The following is an 18783-nucleotide window of genomic DNA, read 5'->3' as shown; positions in this document are numbered from 1 at the left end:
GTCCTGCTGATAATCTGCATGGTTCATTCTTTACATTTACATTATTTCACTGCACTAAACACGATGGGATGTATAATTCCTAGTATTGGCCTATTTTGTGCCATTTAAGCGCCCGGCACTTCCAGAGCCTGATAAAATCCGGAAGTCAGGCCGTGCAGCTGCAAAAGGAGATCGGGTGAAAAAAGCCAAATGAAAAAACCCGGCTGGCGCCGAGTTTGGCCAAGGCCGGATCCGGCTGATTAGCACTTCATACTTAACGCTTTTATGTGAAAAAGGAGCTTGATATACAAGCTCCTTCTTCGCAATTGGCGGTGCAGGGAGCACCGCCGCTTTACTATTATCGGATTTCTTTGATACGAGCTTTTTTACCGCGCAGGTTACGCAGGTAGTAAAGTTTCGCACGGCGTACTTTACCGCGGCGGATAACTTCAAGCTTCGCAATTTTTGGTGTGTGTACAGGGAATGTACGCTCAACGCCTACACCATAAGAAACTTTACGTACTGTAAAAGTTTCGCTGATTCCACCACCACGACGCTTAATTACAACACCTTCATACACCTGAACACGTTCGCGGGTACCCTCGATAACTTTAACGTGTACACGTACAGTATCACCAGGACGGAACGCAGGAACATCAGCGCGAAGCTGTTCTTTTGTAATTTCTTCGATTAATTTATGCATCGTTTTCAACTCCTTCCAACAGATGCTCTTGCACAGACTTTCTTTATTGCAGCGGAACATCGTTATAAGACCCGGCCGATCACTCAGCCCAAGCCACAAAAACTATCATAACATAAACAATGCCTGTCATCAATAGCTATTATGCTCTTTTTTTATTTCTTCGAGAAGGCGGACCTGCTCTTTTGTCAGCTCTGCCCCTTCAAAGAGATCCGGGCGGCGGAGATAGGTCCTTTTCAGAGACTCTTTCATCCTCCACTCATCAACAAGGCGGTGGTTGCCTGAGGTCAGGATATCAGGCACTTTCATCCCCCTGAAGTCCGCCGGCCGTGTATAATGCGGATGCTCCAGAAATCCGGTGCTGAACGAATCCTTCATATGGGACTCCTCATTTCCGAGGACACCCGGGAGAAGGCGGACGATGCTGTCAATCAGCACCATGGCCCCAAGCTCCCCCCCGGTAAGCACGAAGTCTCCGATGGAGATCTCATCTGTCACAAGATGCTCCCTTATCCTTTCATCGTAGCCTTCATAATGGCCGCACACAAAAATCAAATGATCAAGGGAAGAAAGCTCCTCCGCCTTTTTCTGGGTATACCGCTCACCCTGGGGGCAAAGGAGGACGACTCTCGGCTCTCCGCCGCCTGCCTTCCCCTTTAAGTCAGCAACCGCGTCAAATATCGGCTGGGGCTTCAGCACCATGCCGGCTCCCCCGCCGTAAGGATAATCATCAACCGTTTTATGCTTATTGTCGGCATAGTCCCTGAAATTGACTACATTGTAGCTGACGGCGTTATTTTCTTCTGCCTTCTTCAGGATGCTATGCCCGAAAACACCGCCGAACATTTCAGGAAATAAAGTAAGTACATCAATTTTCATCATGACAGCAAGCCTTCCATCGGTTCAATGATGATGACTTTTTCTTTCACATCCACTTTCTTGACAACATCCTCAATATAAGGGATCAATATATCTTTCTGCCCCTTTTTGCTGACCACCCATACATCATTGGCGCCCGGGGTCAGGATTTCCGTTATTTCCCCTATTTCTTCTTCATCAATTGTTTTCACGGTACAGCCGAGAATTTCATGGAAATAATACTCATTCTCCTCCAGCTGCCCCAGCTGATCTTCTGAGACCTTCAAAAGGCTGCCTTTAAGCTTTTCCGCCTCATTCAGGCTGTCCAGGCCTTCAAAAGTAAGCAGATCAAACGATTTGTGCTGTCTGTGTGTTTTTACAGTCAGCTTCACAGGTTCCTTTGACCCCGCCAGGAACAAGAATAAATGGCTGCCTGCCTTATAGCGCTCTTCCGGAAAATCGGTGCGTGATACGACCCTTACTTCGCCCCTGACACCGTGTGTATTGACAATCTTCCCTACATTGAACCACTTTTCCATCTTTGCCGATCACCTCTAGCGAATTTCTTTAATGACTCCATCCTCGATGATGATGGTTTTGTTTGCCGATACCTTATCCCAGGCGTCGCCAATGCCGATCTCCACGACAGCCTGAACTTCTTTTTCCTTCAGTTCACTGCCTAATGGTAGCATATGTAGTTGTTCTATTTGAAACTCCAGCAGCTTGATCTTTTCTTTGCGCCTGTCTGTTTCTTTTTCAAAATTGGCAGACAGGCTTGCCTGCTGGAACTTTTTCGACTTCTCCATCTTTTTCACTTCAAAGCGAAGCTGTTCGCATTCTTTCAAAAGCTGCGTTTTTCTTTCCATATAGGTTTCAAGAAGCTTCCTTTTGCTTTTTTCGGTTAAGATCTGTTTAACTGTGGCGGTTTGAAGTATTTTCACCCTTAAGCCTCCTTCAGCATCCTGGTACCGAACCTACTTATAAAAGCTTTTCTGAATGGGAAAAAAAGGAGGGGATCCCCCTCCTTTTTTTAATTCCTCCGGCTATGCCTCGGGAAAAGCTCATTCAGTTATTTCCATGAAAACTCTTTTTTGCTGTGATGATCCTGCTGCATATACAACAGTCCGTATCGATTTTGCGACGCGCCCTTGCTTCCCGATCACTTTTCCCATGTCACTCTTGTTGACAGAAAGCTGATAGGTAACGCGGTGGTCATCTTCCCGGACATCCACCCGGACATCATCGGGAAAATCAACCAGGGGCTTAACGATCGTTTCGATAAGCTCTTTCATCACGTGCAGAATTACTTGCCGTTCTTAGCGTTATGGAATTTCTCCATAATGCCTTCTTTAGAGAACAGGTTGCGAACTGTGTCAGAAGGCTTAGCGCCATCGTTCATCCATTTAAGAGCAAGCTCTTCGTTGATTTCAACCTTAGCAGGCTGTGCAACTGGATTGTAAGTTCCAACTGTTTCAATGAATCGTCCATCACGAGGAGAACGAGAATCTGCTACTACAATACGATAGAAAGGGGATTTTTTAGCTCCCATACGTTTTAAGCGAATTTTTACTGCCATGTTAAATAAGCACCTCCGAATAGTTTCACACAAGATAGTATAATATCAATAGATAAATGGTTTGTAAAGTGTTTTTTCTTTACATGTTATAAAAACTTGATTTCCACGGCTGTTCCGCTGTATTTCAGAGCATGCCGGGACAGTATTTCCGGGCGCGGAAGGACAAAAATCAGAACGGATTGAAAGGCAGCTTGAAGCCTTTTTTCTTGCCCTTCTGCTGCATTCCTGTCATCTGCTTCATCATTTTCTTCATATCCTCGAACTGCTTGAGGAGACGGTTCACTTCGGGTACGGTCCTGCCGCTGCCCTTAGCAATCCTCTTCCGGCGGTTCGAGTTGATGATTTCCGGATGCGTCTTTTCTTCCTTTGTCATCGATTTGATGATGGCCTCGACATGCGCGATCTGCTTTTCATCGATCTGCATGTTATTAAGTCCCTTGATTTTGTTGGCACCGGGCATCATTTTCAGGATTTCATCCAGCGGCCCCATATTGCGGACCTGGCCCAGCTGGTCAAGGAAGTCATCAAACGTAAAGGAAGCAGTCCGCATTTTCTTCTCGAGCTCTTTTGCTTTTTCTTCATCAACGTTGGATTGGGCCTTCTCGATCAGGGTAAGGACATCTCCCATGCCGAGTATCCGGGACGCCATTCTTTCCGGATGGAAGGCTTCAATCGCATCCATCTTTTCCCCGAGTCCGACGAATTTGATCGGCGTGCTGGTAACGGAACGGATGGAAAGCGCAGCTCCCCCCCGTGTATCGCCGTCAAGCTTTGTCAGGACGACGCCTGTCAGCCCCAGCTGCTCATTGAAGCTTTGGGCGACATTCACTGCATCCTGCCCTGTCATTGCATCTACGACAAGGAAGATCTCATCCGGCTTGGAAAGCTCCTTGATCTCCTTGAGCTCATCCATGAGGGCTTCATCCACATGCAGGCGCCCTGCCGTATCGATCAGCACATAATCATGGTGGTCTTCCTTCGCCTTGGCGATGGCCTGCCTGGCTATTTCAACAGGCGATACCTGGTCGCCGAGAGAGAATACAGGCATATTGATCTGTTTTCCGAGCGTTTCAAGCTGCTTGATGGCAGCCGGACGGTAGATGTCCGCGGCCACAAGCAGAGGATTGCGGTTATGCTTTTTCCGGAGCAGGTTCGCAAGCTTTCCGGTGGTGGTCGTTTTACCGGCACCCTGGAGACCGACCATCATGATTACGGTCGGCGGGCGATTGGATACCGCCACTTTGCTCTGCTCCCCGCCCATCAGTTCGGTAAGCTCCTCTTTAACAACCTTTATAACCTGCTGGCCCGGCGTCAGGCTCTTTAGCACTTCCTGGCCGATTGAACGTTCGCTGACCTTTTTCACAAACTCTTTGACAACCTTAAAGTTGACGTCTGCTTCCAAAAGGGCCAGGCGTACTTCGCGCATCATCTCTTTAACGTCCGCCTCGGATACTTTCCCTTTGCCGCGGATCTTCTGTATCGTATTTTGCAGTCGGTCGGCTAATCCTTCAAATGCCATATATGCCGCCTCCTAATCTAATTTCTCTAGCTCAGCCACTGCTTCCATCAGACTTTGATGGGAAGGACTGCCTTCTTCAAGAAAAGTTCTCATTTCGCGAATAAGTTTGCTGCGCTGTTGAAATTTTTCAAATAACAGCAGCTTTTCTTCATATTCCTCCAGCATCGCTTCGGTACGCTTGATGTTATCGTACACTGCCTGCCGGCTGACGTCATACTCCTCGGCAATCTCACCGAGAGAATAATCATCCAGATAGTACAGGGACATATAGCTCCGCTGCTTCGGCGTCAACAACGACTGATAAAAGTCATACAGATAGTTCATCCTCGTCGTCTTCTCCAGCATAGCTCATTCCCCCTTGTTAAGTGAAAAGCCTTTACAATAAAACAGTTTACACAGAACCCCAAACTGTGTCAAGGAAATCCGGGCCCGGCGCCGCTCCTTCGGCATTTGTCAGCTTTTCCTCTTTTTGGCTTCCAGAAGGCGCTTCATTCTCTCTTCCCGCTCATCCGGGCTGACGCTTGGTGCTCCGGAGCGTCCTTTTGGTTTACGGGCCTCAGCCTGCCGCCCGGCAGATTCTGCTTTCTCCACGCGGGACTCCGGTACCTGGACACCTTTCTCCCTGTCAGCCGCCCTCCGCCTGGCGGAGGCTGTTTTCTCCAATAGCCTGCTTTTATCGGATCCTGCAGCCTTTTTAGCCTTTTGTCTCTCCGGAATCAGCTTGAGCCCGAACCTCCTGGCCGCTATCTCGGCAAAGAAGAGGAGGAATGCTGCAAGAAGGAGCCATTCGCTGATTGAGGCCTTTTCAAAATTCCCTGCCTTCAGCGGGCGGAATGCCTCCTTGCCTTCTTCCAGCCGCTTCCCTCCCGTCAAGGCAGATATTTCCTTAAGGAGTCCTTCATTTTGTTTTTGCAATAAATATTCTTCTGAATATGGGAGAGTAAAGCCGGTTTTATAGGTCCTTGTTTCTCCTGTCAGGGTTTGCTGGCTGATATTGACATAAAACATGCCGGGCTCTGAAGGCATTTTAATCTCGTACTTGCCAGGTGCGGCCAGTTTAGTGCTGGCATCCACTTTTTCCCCTTTATCTGAAACAACTGCTATATCTGCAGGAAGGGCAGCTTTGCTGTTTCCTTCAAGCAAGACAACCGTTTCTTCGTTTTCCCTCCGGACTGAAATGCTGTAAGCTTCGCTCTCATATTTCGGAAGCGAGATGCTGGCGAGTTTATTCATAAACTGCGGCCACTTTTCCCACCGAGCCCAGTCTCCAGACCATTTTCCGCTTATATCCGAAGTAAAGGCAATCGTATGGCCGATGCCATACTGCCATTCAGCCAGGACCGGATCCTCTTTCTCACTGAGAAGGGGAACCTTTGCACCCTGTTTGGCTTCAGAAGCAATATAGGCATTCATCTGCGGAATGCCGCCTGCAAAAAAATCGCCCCATTCCGGATACGGCTGCAAAGATGGATAAAAAGGTTTGTCTTCGATATAAGTTCTAGTCGCCATGACGGTTTCCCTTGATAAAATGCTTGGAATCACAGAGGAGTCCGTAACATCGTAGAAGCGCCCGGCACCGAGCTCTGCCAGCTCTTCCAGCAGATTCCGGTCTGCGTCGCTCCCAAGCGCCACCGCCGAAAGAGTAATATTCTTTTCTTTCCCCGTTTCTATCATGCTTTCATAATCAGCGCTTCTGGCAGACTGCCCGTCTGTAAGGAGGATGATATGCTTCCGCTGGAGCTTAAGGTCCTCCAGCTCCTCGTACGCTTTTTCAAGGGAAGTAAAGATCTCAGTGCCTCCCCCGGGAGTGACTGAGGCGATTTTGTCCACGGCGTCCTTTTTATTGTCAAGCGGTCCTGTTTCCACGATAACCCACGGGCGGTCATCAAATGCTATGAATCCCAAAGTATCTTTCTCGCGCAAGAGTTCAACTGATCTTGCCGCCGCCTCTTTTGCCAGTTCCAGCTTGTTCCCTGCCATGCTTCCTGAACGATCCATAACAATCATAAGGCCGAGGGAGGGCATTTCCTTCTTCCCTTTAATATCCATGCTGACAGGCAGCAGCTTTTCAATCGGCGTTTTGAAATAGCCGCCAAGACCGAAGCTGTTCTCTCCACCTGCCATAATGAATCCAGAGCCAAACTCCTTTACAGCCTTTTCTATAAGGATCATCTGATTCTCGGAAACCACAGTTGCCGGTACATTATTGAAAATGATGGACTGATATGGAAGAAACCCGGAAAGTGAGTTAGGCAGCTTTTCCGGCACGATGGAATCCGCCAGAAGGCCGGACCCGTCCAGTATGGTTTCAAGCTGGCTTTTTTCCTGCTCTACGATCAAAACCCTGGGGGTTCCTTTAATATTGACGGCAGACTGCAATGCATTGTTTTCTATGAATCCATCTCCTTCAGCGGAAATTTCAGCCTTGATTGCCGATAAGCCGGTTTCGTCCATTTTGTGCTTGAAGGTGTAGACATTCTTTCCTTCTTTGACCGTAATTCTCTCTTTTAAGACTTCCCTGCTGTTTACAGAAAGCCTTAAATCAGCTTCTTTTGCAGAATTGCTGTCAATCGCAATGGTAATGGATGCTTCTTCACCTTCATACAAGGCTGGGGGGACATTTAGGCTGGAAATGGACATATCCTCTTTCCGGCTGCTGTCCAGCAGGACATAATCAAGCTCTATCCCCCGGTTCTTCAAAAGCTTTGCCGCTTCCCGGCTGCTGCCGGCCGTTTCCCTCCCGTCTGATAAAAGGACAATCCGCCCGGGGGTTTCCTGCGGCATGAGAGTCGAAGCCAGCTGTATGCCTGCCTCGAGATTTGTTTCACCCTTCCCGGTGTCTGTACTGAATTCCCGGAACTCTCCCTTCATGCCTGCCAGCGAGCTTTCAGCAGCTGCTGTTTCGCCAGCCGATATCACGGCATATGAATCTTCCTTTTCTTTGGACTGGATTCCTGCATCGATAAAATCCAGCAGCTCTCCTTCCCTGCCCTGTACACTGGCAGAGCGGTCGGCGATGAAGACCACGGGCTTTCCCGGAGCCGGCAGCCTGATTGAAGGGACAGCCAGCGCAAAGGCAAGCAAAATGAAAACGACAGCCCTCATAACAGCTGCTCCCTTCCTATTTTCCCTGCTGCCCTTCGCTGTCCTGATAAACAAGAATACAAGGAGCAGAGAAGGAATGATGAGCAAAAGCATAAAAGGGTATTTAAATTCTATTCCCACGCCTGAACACCTCCCATTCTGCTGCTATCAGGATGAAAGCGAGTAATGCGAGCCAAAACCAAAGTCCGTTCTGCTCTATTTCCCTGTAGCCATTTGAAGCACTTTTTTCATTCATCGTAAAGGAAGAGGCATGCCTGGCAGCTTTTTCCCGGTCATCGAGCAGGACAGAGAAAAAATAATGTTCTTCCCCTGCGGCAGCCTGGTAAACTCCCGGCTTATAGGGGGCAGCAAAGTTTTCCTTCGCCAGATCCAGTGAATACAAATTTTTGTTTTCATCATCGTATATCTCTAACGAAGAAGAGCCCGCTCCAGCATTAAGCCACTTTTCTTCCCCTGGTGAAAAATAGCCAAGGAAATCAGACTGGGCGGCCAGCCATTGATAGGCATTATACAAGAAGACCGGAAAACCCGGCTGCAATGGCCAATCAGAGTCGCCCAAAGCAAAATTGATCAGCAAAGCCGGATTCCCATTCTGTGTTCCCTTTTGGATCAGAGGCCGTCCCCCTGACTGCAGGAGGGTTTCCCAATCACCTTTAAGCGGATCGTAGGAGGAATCAATGAAGATATTTTCTGCTCCCACATGTTCAAGAATCGGATCATTGGCGGCCTCCGGCGGTTCTTCCAGCTTCTTCTTGCCAGTTTCCGCATTGAAGATGATTGCTGGCCTTCCCTCTGCTGCCTCAAGGCTGCCGGCATCTGTCAGGTATATCCCTTCTCCCCCGGCTGCAGCCGATGAAGGTTCGGCCTGAACCAGTTCAGCCCCCCATGTTTCAAAGCCTTTCAGCACAAAGGGACTGATGCTCCCTACGGCAACCACCTTTCGGCTCGGTTCATTAAAGATCGCTGTCAGCTCATTGTCGGCTTGATAAGGATCATCCGCCTTTATTTCTGCCTTATAGTAAGGATGCTTGGGGAGGCCGGGAATCTGGATCACAGATTGCCCGTTTCCTTCAATCTCCACTTCCTGCTCATAAAGCACCTGGCCCTCATATACAACCCGGAAGGAAAAAGCGGCTTCCTCCGCTGACTGATTTTCAACGGCAGCCCCACCGGCAATGCCCTCTCCTTCCCGGACAACACCAAAAGATAAAAGAGCAAGATTCTGCCCTTTTTTGCCGAAATTATGGACTTCTGTGTAATTTCCTTCATCCAGGGCCGCGGCTTCTTCTTTTTCAAGTCCATCAGAAAATATGTATATAGCTGAATTCTCTGCATCTGCCAAAGAATTGGCCAGCTGCAGCGCTTTAGTCATGTTTTCATGCTCATAAGTAATTTCAAGAGCACTGATTGACTTTTTAACCGCCGCTTTCTCCTTTTCCCCTGAAAGGAGGATTTCCGGATTCTCTCCGGCTCTTATCAGAGTAACCTCCTGGCCGGCCAGGCTGCCGGCAAGCGAAAGCATCTTCTCCCTTGCCTTCTCAAAGATCGGTTCGCCATCTCTTTCGGCAAGCATGGATGCAGAGGGGTCAACAACAAATATCAGGCGGCTCCCTTTTAATTCTTCCCCGAACCAAAATGGCCGGACCAGCGCAAACATCAGCAGCAGCAGGGCGAGAAGCTGCAGCCAGAATAACAGATTCTGCTGAAGCTTCTGCAGCCATGGCGATGCCTGCCATTCATTCACTGCCTCCATCCAAAGCATATTGGAAGGAATGATTTTCTCATCAAATTGCTTTCGGAAAAAGTAGAATAATATAAAGGCGATAATAAAAAGGCCCAATAAAAAATAGAGCGGGCTAAAAAAAAGCATCGTGTTTCACCTCAATTCAACATGCCTTTACCAGGCAGGATGCGCAATAAAATAGTCTGGATGTCTGTGTCAGCAGTGATCGATACAAACTGCCCCCCATATTTCCTGCAAATCGCCTCAAGCAGCCTGCCATGCTCCTCCAGCCTCTTCTTATATCCATCAACAATCACGGGATTCATACTGACATTTACAGAAGCTCTGCTTTCGCTGTCTATCAGCCTGATATCCCCGCTATAAGATGGCTCGGCTTCCTCCCTTGCCAGAATCTGCAGCAGCCAGAAATCCTGCTTCATCCCCCCTATCCTCTTCATTGCAGACTCAAGCCCGCTGAGCGGCTCCATAGTGTCGGTTATGATGATGGACAGCTGCTGGTTTTTTTGCAGGACGCGGCTTAAATGCTCTGAAAAACCCTTATTGATTGCCGCACCTTCCAGCTGAAGGATTTCTGCATATACCTGCCTGCTGTAATTGGCTCCTTTTCTTCTGAGAGGGGCTGTAATACCAGAGGGCAAAGAGGCGAAATAGAGCCTGTCTCCTCCTGAAAGGGCGATATAGCAGAGTGAAGCGGCCAATTCTTTTGCCAGCTTCCATTTTTGATCGATGCTTTGCATGGAAGAAGATGTGTCCAGATAAACAGCAGCTGAAATCTCCTGTTCATCGAGGAAACGCTTTATATAATGCTTTTGGGTGCGCCCGTAAACATTCCAGTCGATTTGCCTGACATCGTCTCCCGGCTGATAGAGCCTGAAGTCGGAGAATTCAAGAGAGGAACCAAAGCTGCTGGACTGCCTTGTCCCTTTATGGGCGCCGCGCTTTTTCGTTTTCACCCGCAGGCGTTTTTTCTGCAGCCTTGAAAGAAGCCCGCCTCCATTATGCATGCTGACGGCCTTCCCGGACAGGATTCCTGGATTCGGCCAGATCCCGGATGATTTCGTCTGCCGTAATGCCGCTGCTGTCAGCTTCAAAGTTGACTATAATGCGGTGGCGGAGCACCGGGAGAGCTGTCTTTCTTAAATCTCCCATGGAAACATGGTATCTTCCCTGTGACATCGCCCTTGCTTTTGCCATCATGATCAGGCTTTGCAGTCCCCTTGGGCCGCTCCCGAACTGGATGTACTGCCTCACCATCCCCGTTGCATCAGGCGACTCTGGATGCGTGGCTGAAATGATCGATACAGCCTCATCAATCATTTCTTCACTGACCAGGATCTCCTTTGCCAAAGCCTGGATCTCCAATACATCTTTTTTTGCCGCCGCTTTTTGGACAGCGGCAGGCCGGATCCCTGTCGTCCTTAATACAATCTCTTTCAACTCTTCCTTTGTCGGGTATGGGACCTGAATTTTACATATGAACCTGTCGAGCTGTGCTTCCGGCAGCGGGTAGGTCCCTTCCATATCTATCGGGTTCTGGGTGGCCAGAACAAAGAATGGATGGTCCAGCATTTTTGTCTCACCCATGATTGTTACTGTTTTTTCCCCCATCGCTTCCAGCAGCGAGCTTTGTGTTTTCGGTGTCGCACGGTTGATCTCATCTGCGAGGATGATATTTCCAAATAAAGGTCCTTCATGAAAAACAAAAGCCTGCTTCCCGCTCCCGTCAGGCTGCAGAAGCATGGTTCCTGTTATATCTGACGGCATGAGGTCCGGAGTGAACTGGATCCGCGAAAATTTCAGATCCATGCTTTCCGATATTGTCTTGACCAGCATGGTCTTCCCCATGCCGGGAAGGCCCTCAAGAAGCACATGGCCGCCGGCTACGATGCTCCACAGGACCTGGTCGATCACGTCCTCCTGCCCGACGATAAACGACCTGATTTCTTCCTTCACTTTATCCAGGATAGCGGCCGCTTCTTTGAATTGGTTTGCTTTCTCTTCTATTGATGCCATATTCCTCACTCCCCATCAGGATCTATGCTTGTAAAATAATTCTTTACGATTTCTGCCAGTTCATCAGGCATATTGTAGCGCTCCGAGCTTTCCCGGTAAGATCTTTCATAAGATTCATAGACTTCGCTGTACGGCCTGGCACTCCCCCGCAGGATGGGCCCGGCTCCTTCGCTCTGTTCAGCCGGCCCTCCTTCGCCTAATTGGCCTGAATCAGTTTCCGTATTAACCTGGCCCGCAATCCTTTCCGGCACAGTCAGAAGCTCCCTTGATCCCTGGCCAAGCCCGGCCCCTGCCCCTGAGCCGCTGCCGGATCCGGTGCCTGATCCTGCTCCTCCAGAGCCTGATCCTGAACCAGATCCTGATCCAGAACCTGATCCTGATCCAGAACCTGATCCGCTTCCGGATCCATTCCCTGAGTTTGCTTTGCCAGGCTTCTGGCCGCCGCTGCCGGCGTTCGGCCCGGGATTCTGCCCGGAGGCGGGCTGTCCGGAGGATCCTGAGAGAGCCAGCTGTCCCGGGTTCATTCCATTAGCAGACATTTGATTGTGGAGTTTTGTCCCTGCCTGGCCGACAGCCTGCTGTGCGGCAGCGAGCCTGGACAATGCATCGGAGGAGTTCAATGCCTGCTCCAGCTGTTCTGCCAGCCTGGCAATCTCTTCATCTGTCAAAGGCCCGTCCTTTTGAGCCAGCTCCTGGAGAGCCTCTTTTTGGCCTTCTGAAAGCTCTGCAGGATTTTTCTGCAATTCCTTCAGCTCCTCCATGGCTTTATTCAGTTCTTTGTTATCGAGTGCAGCTGCCAGCGAGCTTAAACCGGCATTATTAAGACGGCTTTGGGTTTCTTCAAGCTTCCTTTGCCTTTCCAGTTCCTTCATTTTCTGCAGCTCCAGCGACTTGTTCTGTTTTTCAAGCTCTTTCAAAGCCTCTGCGGCAGAGTCAAGCTTGCTGATTTCCTTTGCCGTCTCATCAATCAGCTTCCGTGTTTCCGGATCCTTCTCTTTCTTTGCTTTTTCCTTGAGCTCATCTTCAGCGGATTCTACCATTTCCTTTTCTTCTTCAAGCTGGCTTGCTCTTTCCATTGTCGTGCTGGGAAGATAAGCAGCGGCTGAAACTGCCAGAAGGACAGCCAGCGCTCCAAGGACCCATTTAGGGTATAAGAATTGCTTTTTCCTTTTCAGTACAGACTCATGGTCCCTCTTCATATAAGATAAAGCTTCTTCCAGCTGCAGCCGCTCCACAAGCCCCTCGCTGTCCAATAGCGAGTATGCCGTAAGCACCCTGTCATCAGGTACAAAGCGGTTGTAAACGGCTGCTGCCTCCCGAAAGCCTGGCTTCCTGATCCAGAACCTCCAGAAGGATAAAGATAGGGACACAAGAGCAGCTGCTGAAAGATATACAGGCAGATCCGGTATGACTACCGTCCGGGCCAAAAGCAGGACAATGAGTATTGCGGCACCTCCGTAAAAAAGGAGAAGCTGGAGCTCCTTCAGCGCAGCTGCAAGGAGAAGCTGGCGCCGGACAGGCTTCAGCAGATTTAAGAACTGCTCCCGTTTTTGTTTGGCCATAAGCTGACAACTCCTATCCCTTTTTCATATTTGGCCTTAGCTTTCTGATGCTGATCAGCAGCGCCAGCAGGAAGATCACCGAGCTTGCGATCAGATGGGCGATCCAGAGCGGAAATTGGATGCCCGTCTCATTTGCAATCTCCCGCAGGAATTCAGGATTAAAGATTCCGAGAAGGACCATGGCCGGATTGAGCATGGCTGTAAAATAAGCAAACGGGCTGTCTGTCTGCACATTTGGATTCATATGTCCTAGCTGCATCAAAATCATCGTCAGAAATGCCGTTCCCCCGGCCAGAAAAAGCGTGGCCCCATAAGTTGTAACCATGGAAACGACTGTTTTCCGGATCAGCGTTGAAAACAATACCCCAAGGCTGCCGTAAACCATGATCGTATAGATATAGAATCCGAGTGTCAGGGCCACCTGTCCGGGAGATACCCCCCCAAAAAGGAATACGATGCTGTACAGCGGAAGGCTGGCAATGATAAGCAGAAGCAGGAAGGAAATGGCTGATACGAGCTTGCTGATGATGATGCTCGCGGAGCTCTGTGTTGTCGTCAGCATGATATTAAGGGTCTGCCTCTCCCTTTCACTGCTGATGACCCCTGCTGTCAGCCCGGGTGTAATGAACAATATCAGGGCAAGCTGCAGGAAGGACAGGACAATGAACATCTCCCTGCTCTGGTCGGGCTTAAAATACCCCTGGCTGTTCGAAAGCATATTAATAAAAATGAAGCCCAAAATAATGATGCCTAAAGCCAGCAGGTAAAATAATACACCGAGAAAGCTCTTGAACGAGCGGAACCGAAGTTTAATTTCTTTATTCAGCACAGGATTGACGGCAAAATTTTTCATGAAAGTTCCACTCCTTTCGTAATTTCCATGAATACATCCTCAAGGTCGGTTTCTGCTTCTGCAAAGCTTGCAATCGAAAGACCGGCTTCTATCGCGTTTTTCAGGAGAGCAATCTGGCCGGCATCATCACCTTTGTAGACAAACTGGAGTAAATTTTCCCCTTCTCCGGGCTTCAGCCCGCTCACCCCGGGATTGTCCTCAAAGAATGAAAAGGCTTTATGTACATCCTTAAGGACTTTCACCATAATCAGCTTCTCCCCGCGCAGCTTTGCCTGTATTTCTGTGACTGACCCTTCGGCTACCAGCTTCCCTTGATCTATGATCCCGATCGTATCGCACATTTCTGCAAGCTCAGGGAGAATATGTGAGGAGATGAGGATGGTCTTCCCCATATTCTTCAGTTCCTTCAAGATCTCCCTCATTTCCACGCGCGCCCGCGGATCTAATCCTGAAGCCGGTTCATCGAGAATCAGGACTTCCGGGTCATGGATAAGGCTCCTTGCCAGGCAAAGCCTCTGCTTCATTCCCCTTGAAAGGAGGTCAACGTAAGAATCGCGTTTATGCTCAAGGTTTACCAGATCCAGGAGCTGGGGAATCAGCTTTTCCCTTTCCTTAAAATCAAGCCCATAGCTGGCTCCGTAAAAATGCAGATATTCTTCTGCCTTCAGCTGGTCATAGACCCCAAAAAAGTCTGGCATATAGCCGATTTGCCGGCGCACCATCTTCGGCTCCTTGGCGACATTATAGCCATTTACATAGGCGGTGCCTGATGTAGGCGCCAATAGCGTCGCCAGGATAGAGAAGGTGGTCGATTTGCCGGCGCCGTTCTGGCCGACAAACCCGAAGACTGAACCTTTCTCAATTTGGAGATTCAAGCTGTTCAGGGCAGTAAATTTACCATATCTCTTCGTTAAATCAATAATCTCTATCATGAGGACGCCTCTCCTTTAATCGTAATTTTCGGCATCGTGATCTGAGGGTCCTTCGATGTCTTGATAATGCGGACAACCACTTTTCCATCTTTACCAAGATAGCGGCCGATATTTTCCTGGATAGTGAGCTTTGATTCAAACGGCTCCATTTCGCCGGATTCGTGGTTCAGTACTGCATATTCAGCAAATTTGGCCTTCGTCGTTACGGACAGTTCACTGAATGCCAGGGATTTTCCTTTCACTTGTGCAGGCAGAGATGCAATGAACTGGTATTCCCCATCATCAGCCATCATTTGATCTTTGCTGCCATTGACGTTCTTTTCGTAGACCATGCCCTGCACCGCCTCAAGCTCGGTATCAAGCACCTCATTGGACAGGGAGAACTCGCCTGTAAAATCAACCTTCGCTTCAAATGGTTCAAAGATGAGATTCAGGCCCGAAACTTTTTCTTTTTTGGACAGAAGATCCGCCTCAATGACACTGTCCCTCGTGAGTCCGGCCAGCATAGGGCCTTCAGCGGTCCCGCTTCCTGAAAAAAGGAATGCTGATGCAGCATATTCAAGCCTTTCTTTTTTCATTCGGTCAAGATCCTGGCCTGGCCCCGGATGGGCATAGCCGGTGCCGGACATATACGGAGCAGTAAGAAAGTCAGTCTTTACTTTTTCGTCGACCTTCAGTGTTTCACCTTTTTTCAGGCTGCCGACCTTGATCTTATTAGAGCCGGTCCATATATACAGCTCTTCAAAATCATATGGAAAGGTATTTGTCACAGTGCCTGACAGCCGTTTGCCTTCAAGCGTCAGATCAGCCTTCAGTCCGCCGTCCTTTTCTTTTTGGGATTTGCCGAATATGGTCCTGGATGACCAGTATTCTACTTCATTAAAAATAATCCTAGTCTCCTTGCGTCCCTGTTCAATTACACCGCCGCCCGAATGATCGGACCCCGGTCTATTCAAGGTGCTGGGAATCGCATTGAATTCCCCGCGCGGAACCGAAAATGCATATTCACCGCTTGTGTTTGAAAGCAGGGTTGCCGCCTGAATACCGATAAGCTGGCCGTTCTCCGCTTTATAGACGCCCAGTTGATTGACCTGAGGCTGGCCAAGCCTGTCTTTTGCACCAATGCCAAAAATGGCCCCTGACATCAGCACGGCTAAAGAAGGGATGATCCACCAAGCATGCTCGCGTTTGTCCCGCTTTTTCAAAATAAAATAAAGGATTGGGACAATGACGATTATATAGCCGATGAGCAGCAGCAAAAGCTGGCCGATTGAAAAGCTGGAAGAAGGGAAATATTCATTGGCTTCAGCGAATTCATAGGTCAGCGGATCATAAATATCCGGTCCATACTGGCTTGATGCCATAGATGGGGCAGGAATTGACTGCAGAATCCCGCCAAACCACCTGCTGTAGCCATTCCAGGAAGACAGCGGCTCATCACCGAGTGAAAAAGCAGTCTGCAGGATTGTGCCGCTGCCATAGTCCGCTTTCACTGCTGCAGGGACATCCCCGCTTATAGAGACGATCTCCGCCTGATTTTTCACAGGGCCGTAAAACATAGGCAGCTCCTTGAACGGAAGCTCTTTCTCCCCTTTTTCCATAAGGAAGGATGCAGAAGACTTTCCTTCTGTATCCGCCTTCATCGGCAGGAGCGGATAGAGGACACCTAAAGACTGGCCGGCATCAGGAGCAGCGCCGGCAATCAGGATTCCACCGTTCCCGATCCATTCCTTGATGGCATTTTGCTGGGCCTCTGTAAGGTCTGAGACGGCAAATTCGTCGATCAGGAGATAGTCGAGCATTTCAAGCCCGAGCCCTTCTTCAGGCAGCTGTTCTTTTTTCAGCTCCAGTGTCTCTACCGCTGCAGAGGGAAGGATCCTCAGCTCCTTGAGCCTGTCATAGTCCTCGCTCAGGATGCCCATCGTCATTTCTCCGCCTTCTATGTATTTCGCCTTCAGCTTGGTGTCGCCGGAGAACTTGACGTTTTTTCCGTCCTTCCAGCTCCCTTTATAAAGGTGGATGGCAGGGAGGTTTTGATAAGATGATGGGTGGTCCTCCGAATTGCCAGGTATTGTTATGTGAAAGGTTTTCGAAGAATTTTCCGGCAGATTTGCCTTGATGCTCATGGCTCCTCCGGAATTATAGGAAGGGTGGAAATCGATCAGCAGATCCCCGCTGAACGCCTCCCCTGTATTTTCAGCTTTGATAGTCAAGGGAAAGCCTTTTCCCCTTTTTACTTTTCCGTCCAGGCCTGCTTCTGCTGAAATGCTGATGGCTGCCGGTGCTGCATATGTAGGCTGGTTTAAGATAAGAAACAGCAGCAGTGCTGCAATCACAGCGATGATTGCTTTTGTATGTTTACGCAAAAAAACTCCCCCCAGATTATTATTCCACTACAATAGACGAACAGGGGCCGGCAAAAGTTTGCAATTCTTGTAAAATATAAATCTATTGCTGGCCTTGCCTTTCCGGCGAGTGTTGCCGGCTCATGTATAATAGACGAAATAAATCAGGATTTCCCTACAAGGAATGAGAAAAAAAAACCAATTTTAAGCATAAAAAAACAGCCTGCGTTTTGCAGACTGTCAAATTCATATTAAAAAGAGTTTTGCTCGCAAACGAAGTATGTTGATTTCCGTTCCAGGCACTTCGCTTTCCGCGGGGCGAAGTTGAGCCTCCTCGCGCTAACGCGCTGTGGGGTCTCAACATTTCCGCTATCTCCCGCAGGAGTCTACGTGCCTTCCACTCCAATCAACGGGTTTTAAATTTTTTTGCAGCAACATCGTCTTACAAATAAAAGGCGAATGACAGACTAAAGACTTTTGATACTACAATAGGATACTAACTCAAACCGTACCCTTTTTCTCCAAAATAAAAGCAGCTGCATTTGCAGCTGCTGATCTCTTATCATTTATTCTTCCGCATTCTCGACCATGTCAGCGAATAGGCCGTAGACATAGCGTTCTGCGTCGAATTCCTGCAGGTCGTCCATTTTTTCTCCGAGACCGACGAATTTGACGGGGATGTCCAGTTCTTTGCGGATGGCCAGCACGATGCCGCCTTTTGCGGTTCCATCAAGCTTTGTGAGGACGATTCCGCTCACATCTGTTGCTTCCTTGAAGGTTTTTGCCTGGATCATGGCATTCTGCCCTGTTGTTGCATCAAGGGCGAGCAATACTTCATGCGGGGCGCCGGGGATTTCCCTTTCGATTACCCGCTTGACTTTTTCGAGTTCCTTCATCAGGTTGACCTTGTTCTGCAGGCGCCCTGCTGTGTCACAAAGAAGGATATCTGCATTCCTTGACTTTGCCGCCCTGACGGCATCAAACATAACAGCTGCCGGATCAGATCCTTCTGCCTGCTTGATGACGTCGACGCCGACACGGTCTCCCCATACTTCAAGCTGCTCGATTGCCCCGGCCCGGAAGGTATCCCCTGCAGCCATGAGAACGGTTTTTCCTTCCTGCTTGAACTTATGCGCCAGCTTGCCGATGGAGGTTGTCTTGCCGACCCCATTGACACCGACGAACAGGATGACTGTCAGGTCGCCTTCCTGAATATTCAAAGCGGAAGATGCTTCCCCGCTTCCCTCATATATTTCAACCAGCTTCTCGGAAATGATGCTTTGCACGCCTTGCGGATCCTGGATGTTTTTGCGCTTCACTTCCATTCTCAGCTCTTCAACAAGCTCCATGACCGTGTCGAAGCCCACGTCGGCCTGGATGAGTATTTCTTCGAGCTCTTCGAAGAAGTCCTCATCGACCTTTCTGTACCTTGCAACAAGATCATTGACCTTGCCGGAAAAATTATCCCTCGTTTTTGTCAGGCCATCCTTGAATTTTTCAGTCACTGTATCAGTTTGCTTCGTAATTTTATCTTTCAATTTTTTAAAGAAACTCATCTGTTCACTTCCTTCTCATTCATCAGTATGTTCGCCGGAAA

The 18783-nt window shown here is 49.0% G+C and carries 17 protein-coding genes; all 17 read right to left on the bottom strand.

Annotated elements, in window-relative coordinates; all coding sequences use genetic code 11:
• Positions 1–337: 337 nt before the first annotated feature.
• A complete protein-coding gene (gene rplS, locus LCM00_RS14660) occupies positions 338–682 on the bottom strand; it encodes a 50S ribosomal protein L19 (protein WP_224903403.1) in 345 nt (114 codons plus the stop codon).
• Positions 683–811: 129 nt separating this feature from the next.
• Positions 812–1561, bottom strand: coding sequence for a tRNA (guanosine(37)-N1)-methyltransferase TrmD (trmD, locus tag LCM00_RS14655; protein ID WP_224903399.1), 750 nt, complete (start codon positions 1559–1561; stop codon positions 812–814).
• Positions 1558–2076 (bottom strand): ribosome maturation factor RimM, encoded by a 519-nt coding sequence (rimM, locus tag LCM00_RS14650; protein WP_224903396.1) that lies wholly within the window; start codon positions 2074–2076, stop codon positions 1558–1560. Before rimM ends, trmD begins: the two co-directional genes overlap by 4 nt.
• A gap of 15 nt (positions 2077–2091) precedes the next feature.
• Complete coding sequence (locus tag LCM00_RS14645) at positions 2092–2478, bottom strand: YlqD family protein (protein ID WP_224903393.1); 387 nt, start codon at positions 2476–2478, stop codon at positions 2092–2094.
• A gap of 120 nt (positions 2479–2598) precedes the next feature.
• Positions 2599–2829 carry a KH domain-containing protein gene (locus LCM00_RS14640; protein WP_224903391.1) on the bottom strand — a complete coding sequence of 77 codons (231 nt, stop codon included), beginning with the start codon at positions 2827–2829 and terminating at the stop codon, positions 2599–2601.
• An 11-nt stretch (positions 2830–2840) separates the two neighbouring features.
• Positions 2841–3113: a 30S ribosomal protein S16 gene (rpsP, locus tag LCM00_RS14635; RefSeq protein WP_009795931.1), complete on the bottom strand. Its 273-nt coding sequence runs from the start codon at positions 3111–3113 to the stop codon at positions 2841–2843.
• Between the two features lie 169 nt (positions 3114–3282).
• Positions 3283–4632: a signal recognition particle protein gene (gene ffh / locus LCM00_RS14630; protein WP_224903388.1), complete on the bottom strand. Its 1350-nt coding sequence runs from the start codon at positions 4630–4632 to the stop codon at positions 3283–3285.
• A gap of 12 nt (positions 4633–4644) precedes the next feature.
• Entirely contained in the window at positions 4645–4977 is a 333-nt protein-coding gene (locus LCM00_RS14625) for a putative DNA-binding protein (RefSeq protein ID WP_224903385.1), read from the bottom strand.
• Positions 4978–5085: 108 nt separating this feature from the next.
• Positions 5086–7857, bottom strand: a complete 2772-nt coding sequence (locus LCM00_RS14620) for a VWA domain-containing protein (RefSeq protein ID WP_224903381.1) — start codon at positions 7855–7857, stop codon at positions 5086–5088.
• Positions 7841–9607: a vWA domain-containing protein gene (locus LCM00_RS14615; RefSeq protein WP_224903378.1), complete on the bottom strand. Its 1767-nt coding sequence runs from the start codon at positions 9605–9607 to the stop codon at positions 7841–7843. Before LCM00_RS14615 ends, LCM00_RS14620 begins: the two co-directional genes overlap by 17 nt.
• 11 nt (positions 9608–9618) lie before the next feature.
• On the bottom strand, positions 9619–10485 hold the full coding sequence (locus LCM00_RS14610; RefSeq protein WP_224903374.1) for a DUF58 domain-containing protein: 867 nt from the start codon (positions 10483–10485) through the stop codon (positions 9619–9621).
• A complete protein-coding gene (locus LCM00_RS14605; RefSeq protein WP_224903371.1) occupies positions 10478–11494 on the bottom strand; it encodes an AAA family ATPase in 1017 nt (338 codons plus the stop codon). Before LCM00_RS14605 ends, LCM00_RS14610 begins: the two co-directional genes overlap by 8 nt.
• 5 nt (positions 11495–11499) lie before the next feature.
• The gene (locus tag LCM00_RS14600; RefSeq protein ID WP_224903368.1) at positions 11500–13056 is read right to left on the bottom strand and encodes a hypothetical protein; all 1557 of its coding nucleotides are present in this window, start codon (positions 13054–13056) and stop codon (positions 11500–11502) included.
• A gap of 13 nt (positions 13057–13069) precedes the next feature.
• Positions 13070–13909 carry an ABC transporter permease gene (locus LCM00_RS14595; protein ID WP_224903365.1) on the bottom strand — a complete coding sequence of 280 codons (840 nt, stop codon included), beginning with the start codon at positions 13907–13909 and terminating at the stop codon, positions 13070–13072.
• Complete coding sequence (locus tag LCM00_RS14590; protein ID WP_224903362.1) at positions 13906–14841, bottom strand: ABC transporter ATP-binding protein; 936 nt, start codon at positions 14839–14841, stop codon at positions 13906–13908. The genes LCM00_RS14595 and LCM00_RS14590 overlap by 4 nt, the downstream gene beginning before the upstream one ends.
• The gene (locus LCM00_RS14585) at positions 14838–17207 is read right to left on the bottom strand and encodes a hypothetical protein (protein ID WP_224903359.1); all 2370 of its coding nucleotides are present in this window, start codon (positions 17205–17207) and stop codon (positions 14838–14840) included. The genes LCM00_RS14590 and LCM00_RS14585 overlap by 4 nt, the downstream gene beginning before the upstream one ends.
• 545 nt (positions 17208–17752) lie before the next feature.
• A complete protein-coding gene (ftsY, locus tag LCM00_RS14580) occupies positions 17753–18742 on the bottom strand; it encodes a signal recognition particle-docking protein FtsY (protein WP_148973882.1) in 990 nt (329 codons plus the stop codon).
• Positions 18743–18783 lie beyond the last annotated feature (41 nt).

The sequence above is a fragment of the Bacillus infantis genome (assembly GCF_020171945.1).
GTDB classification, from domain to species: domain Bacteria; phylum Bacillota; class Bacilli; order Bacillales; family Cytobacillaceae; genus Bacillus_AB; species Bacillus_AB infantis_A.
This window is presented reverse-complemented; position numbering and strand designations above follow the sequence as displayed.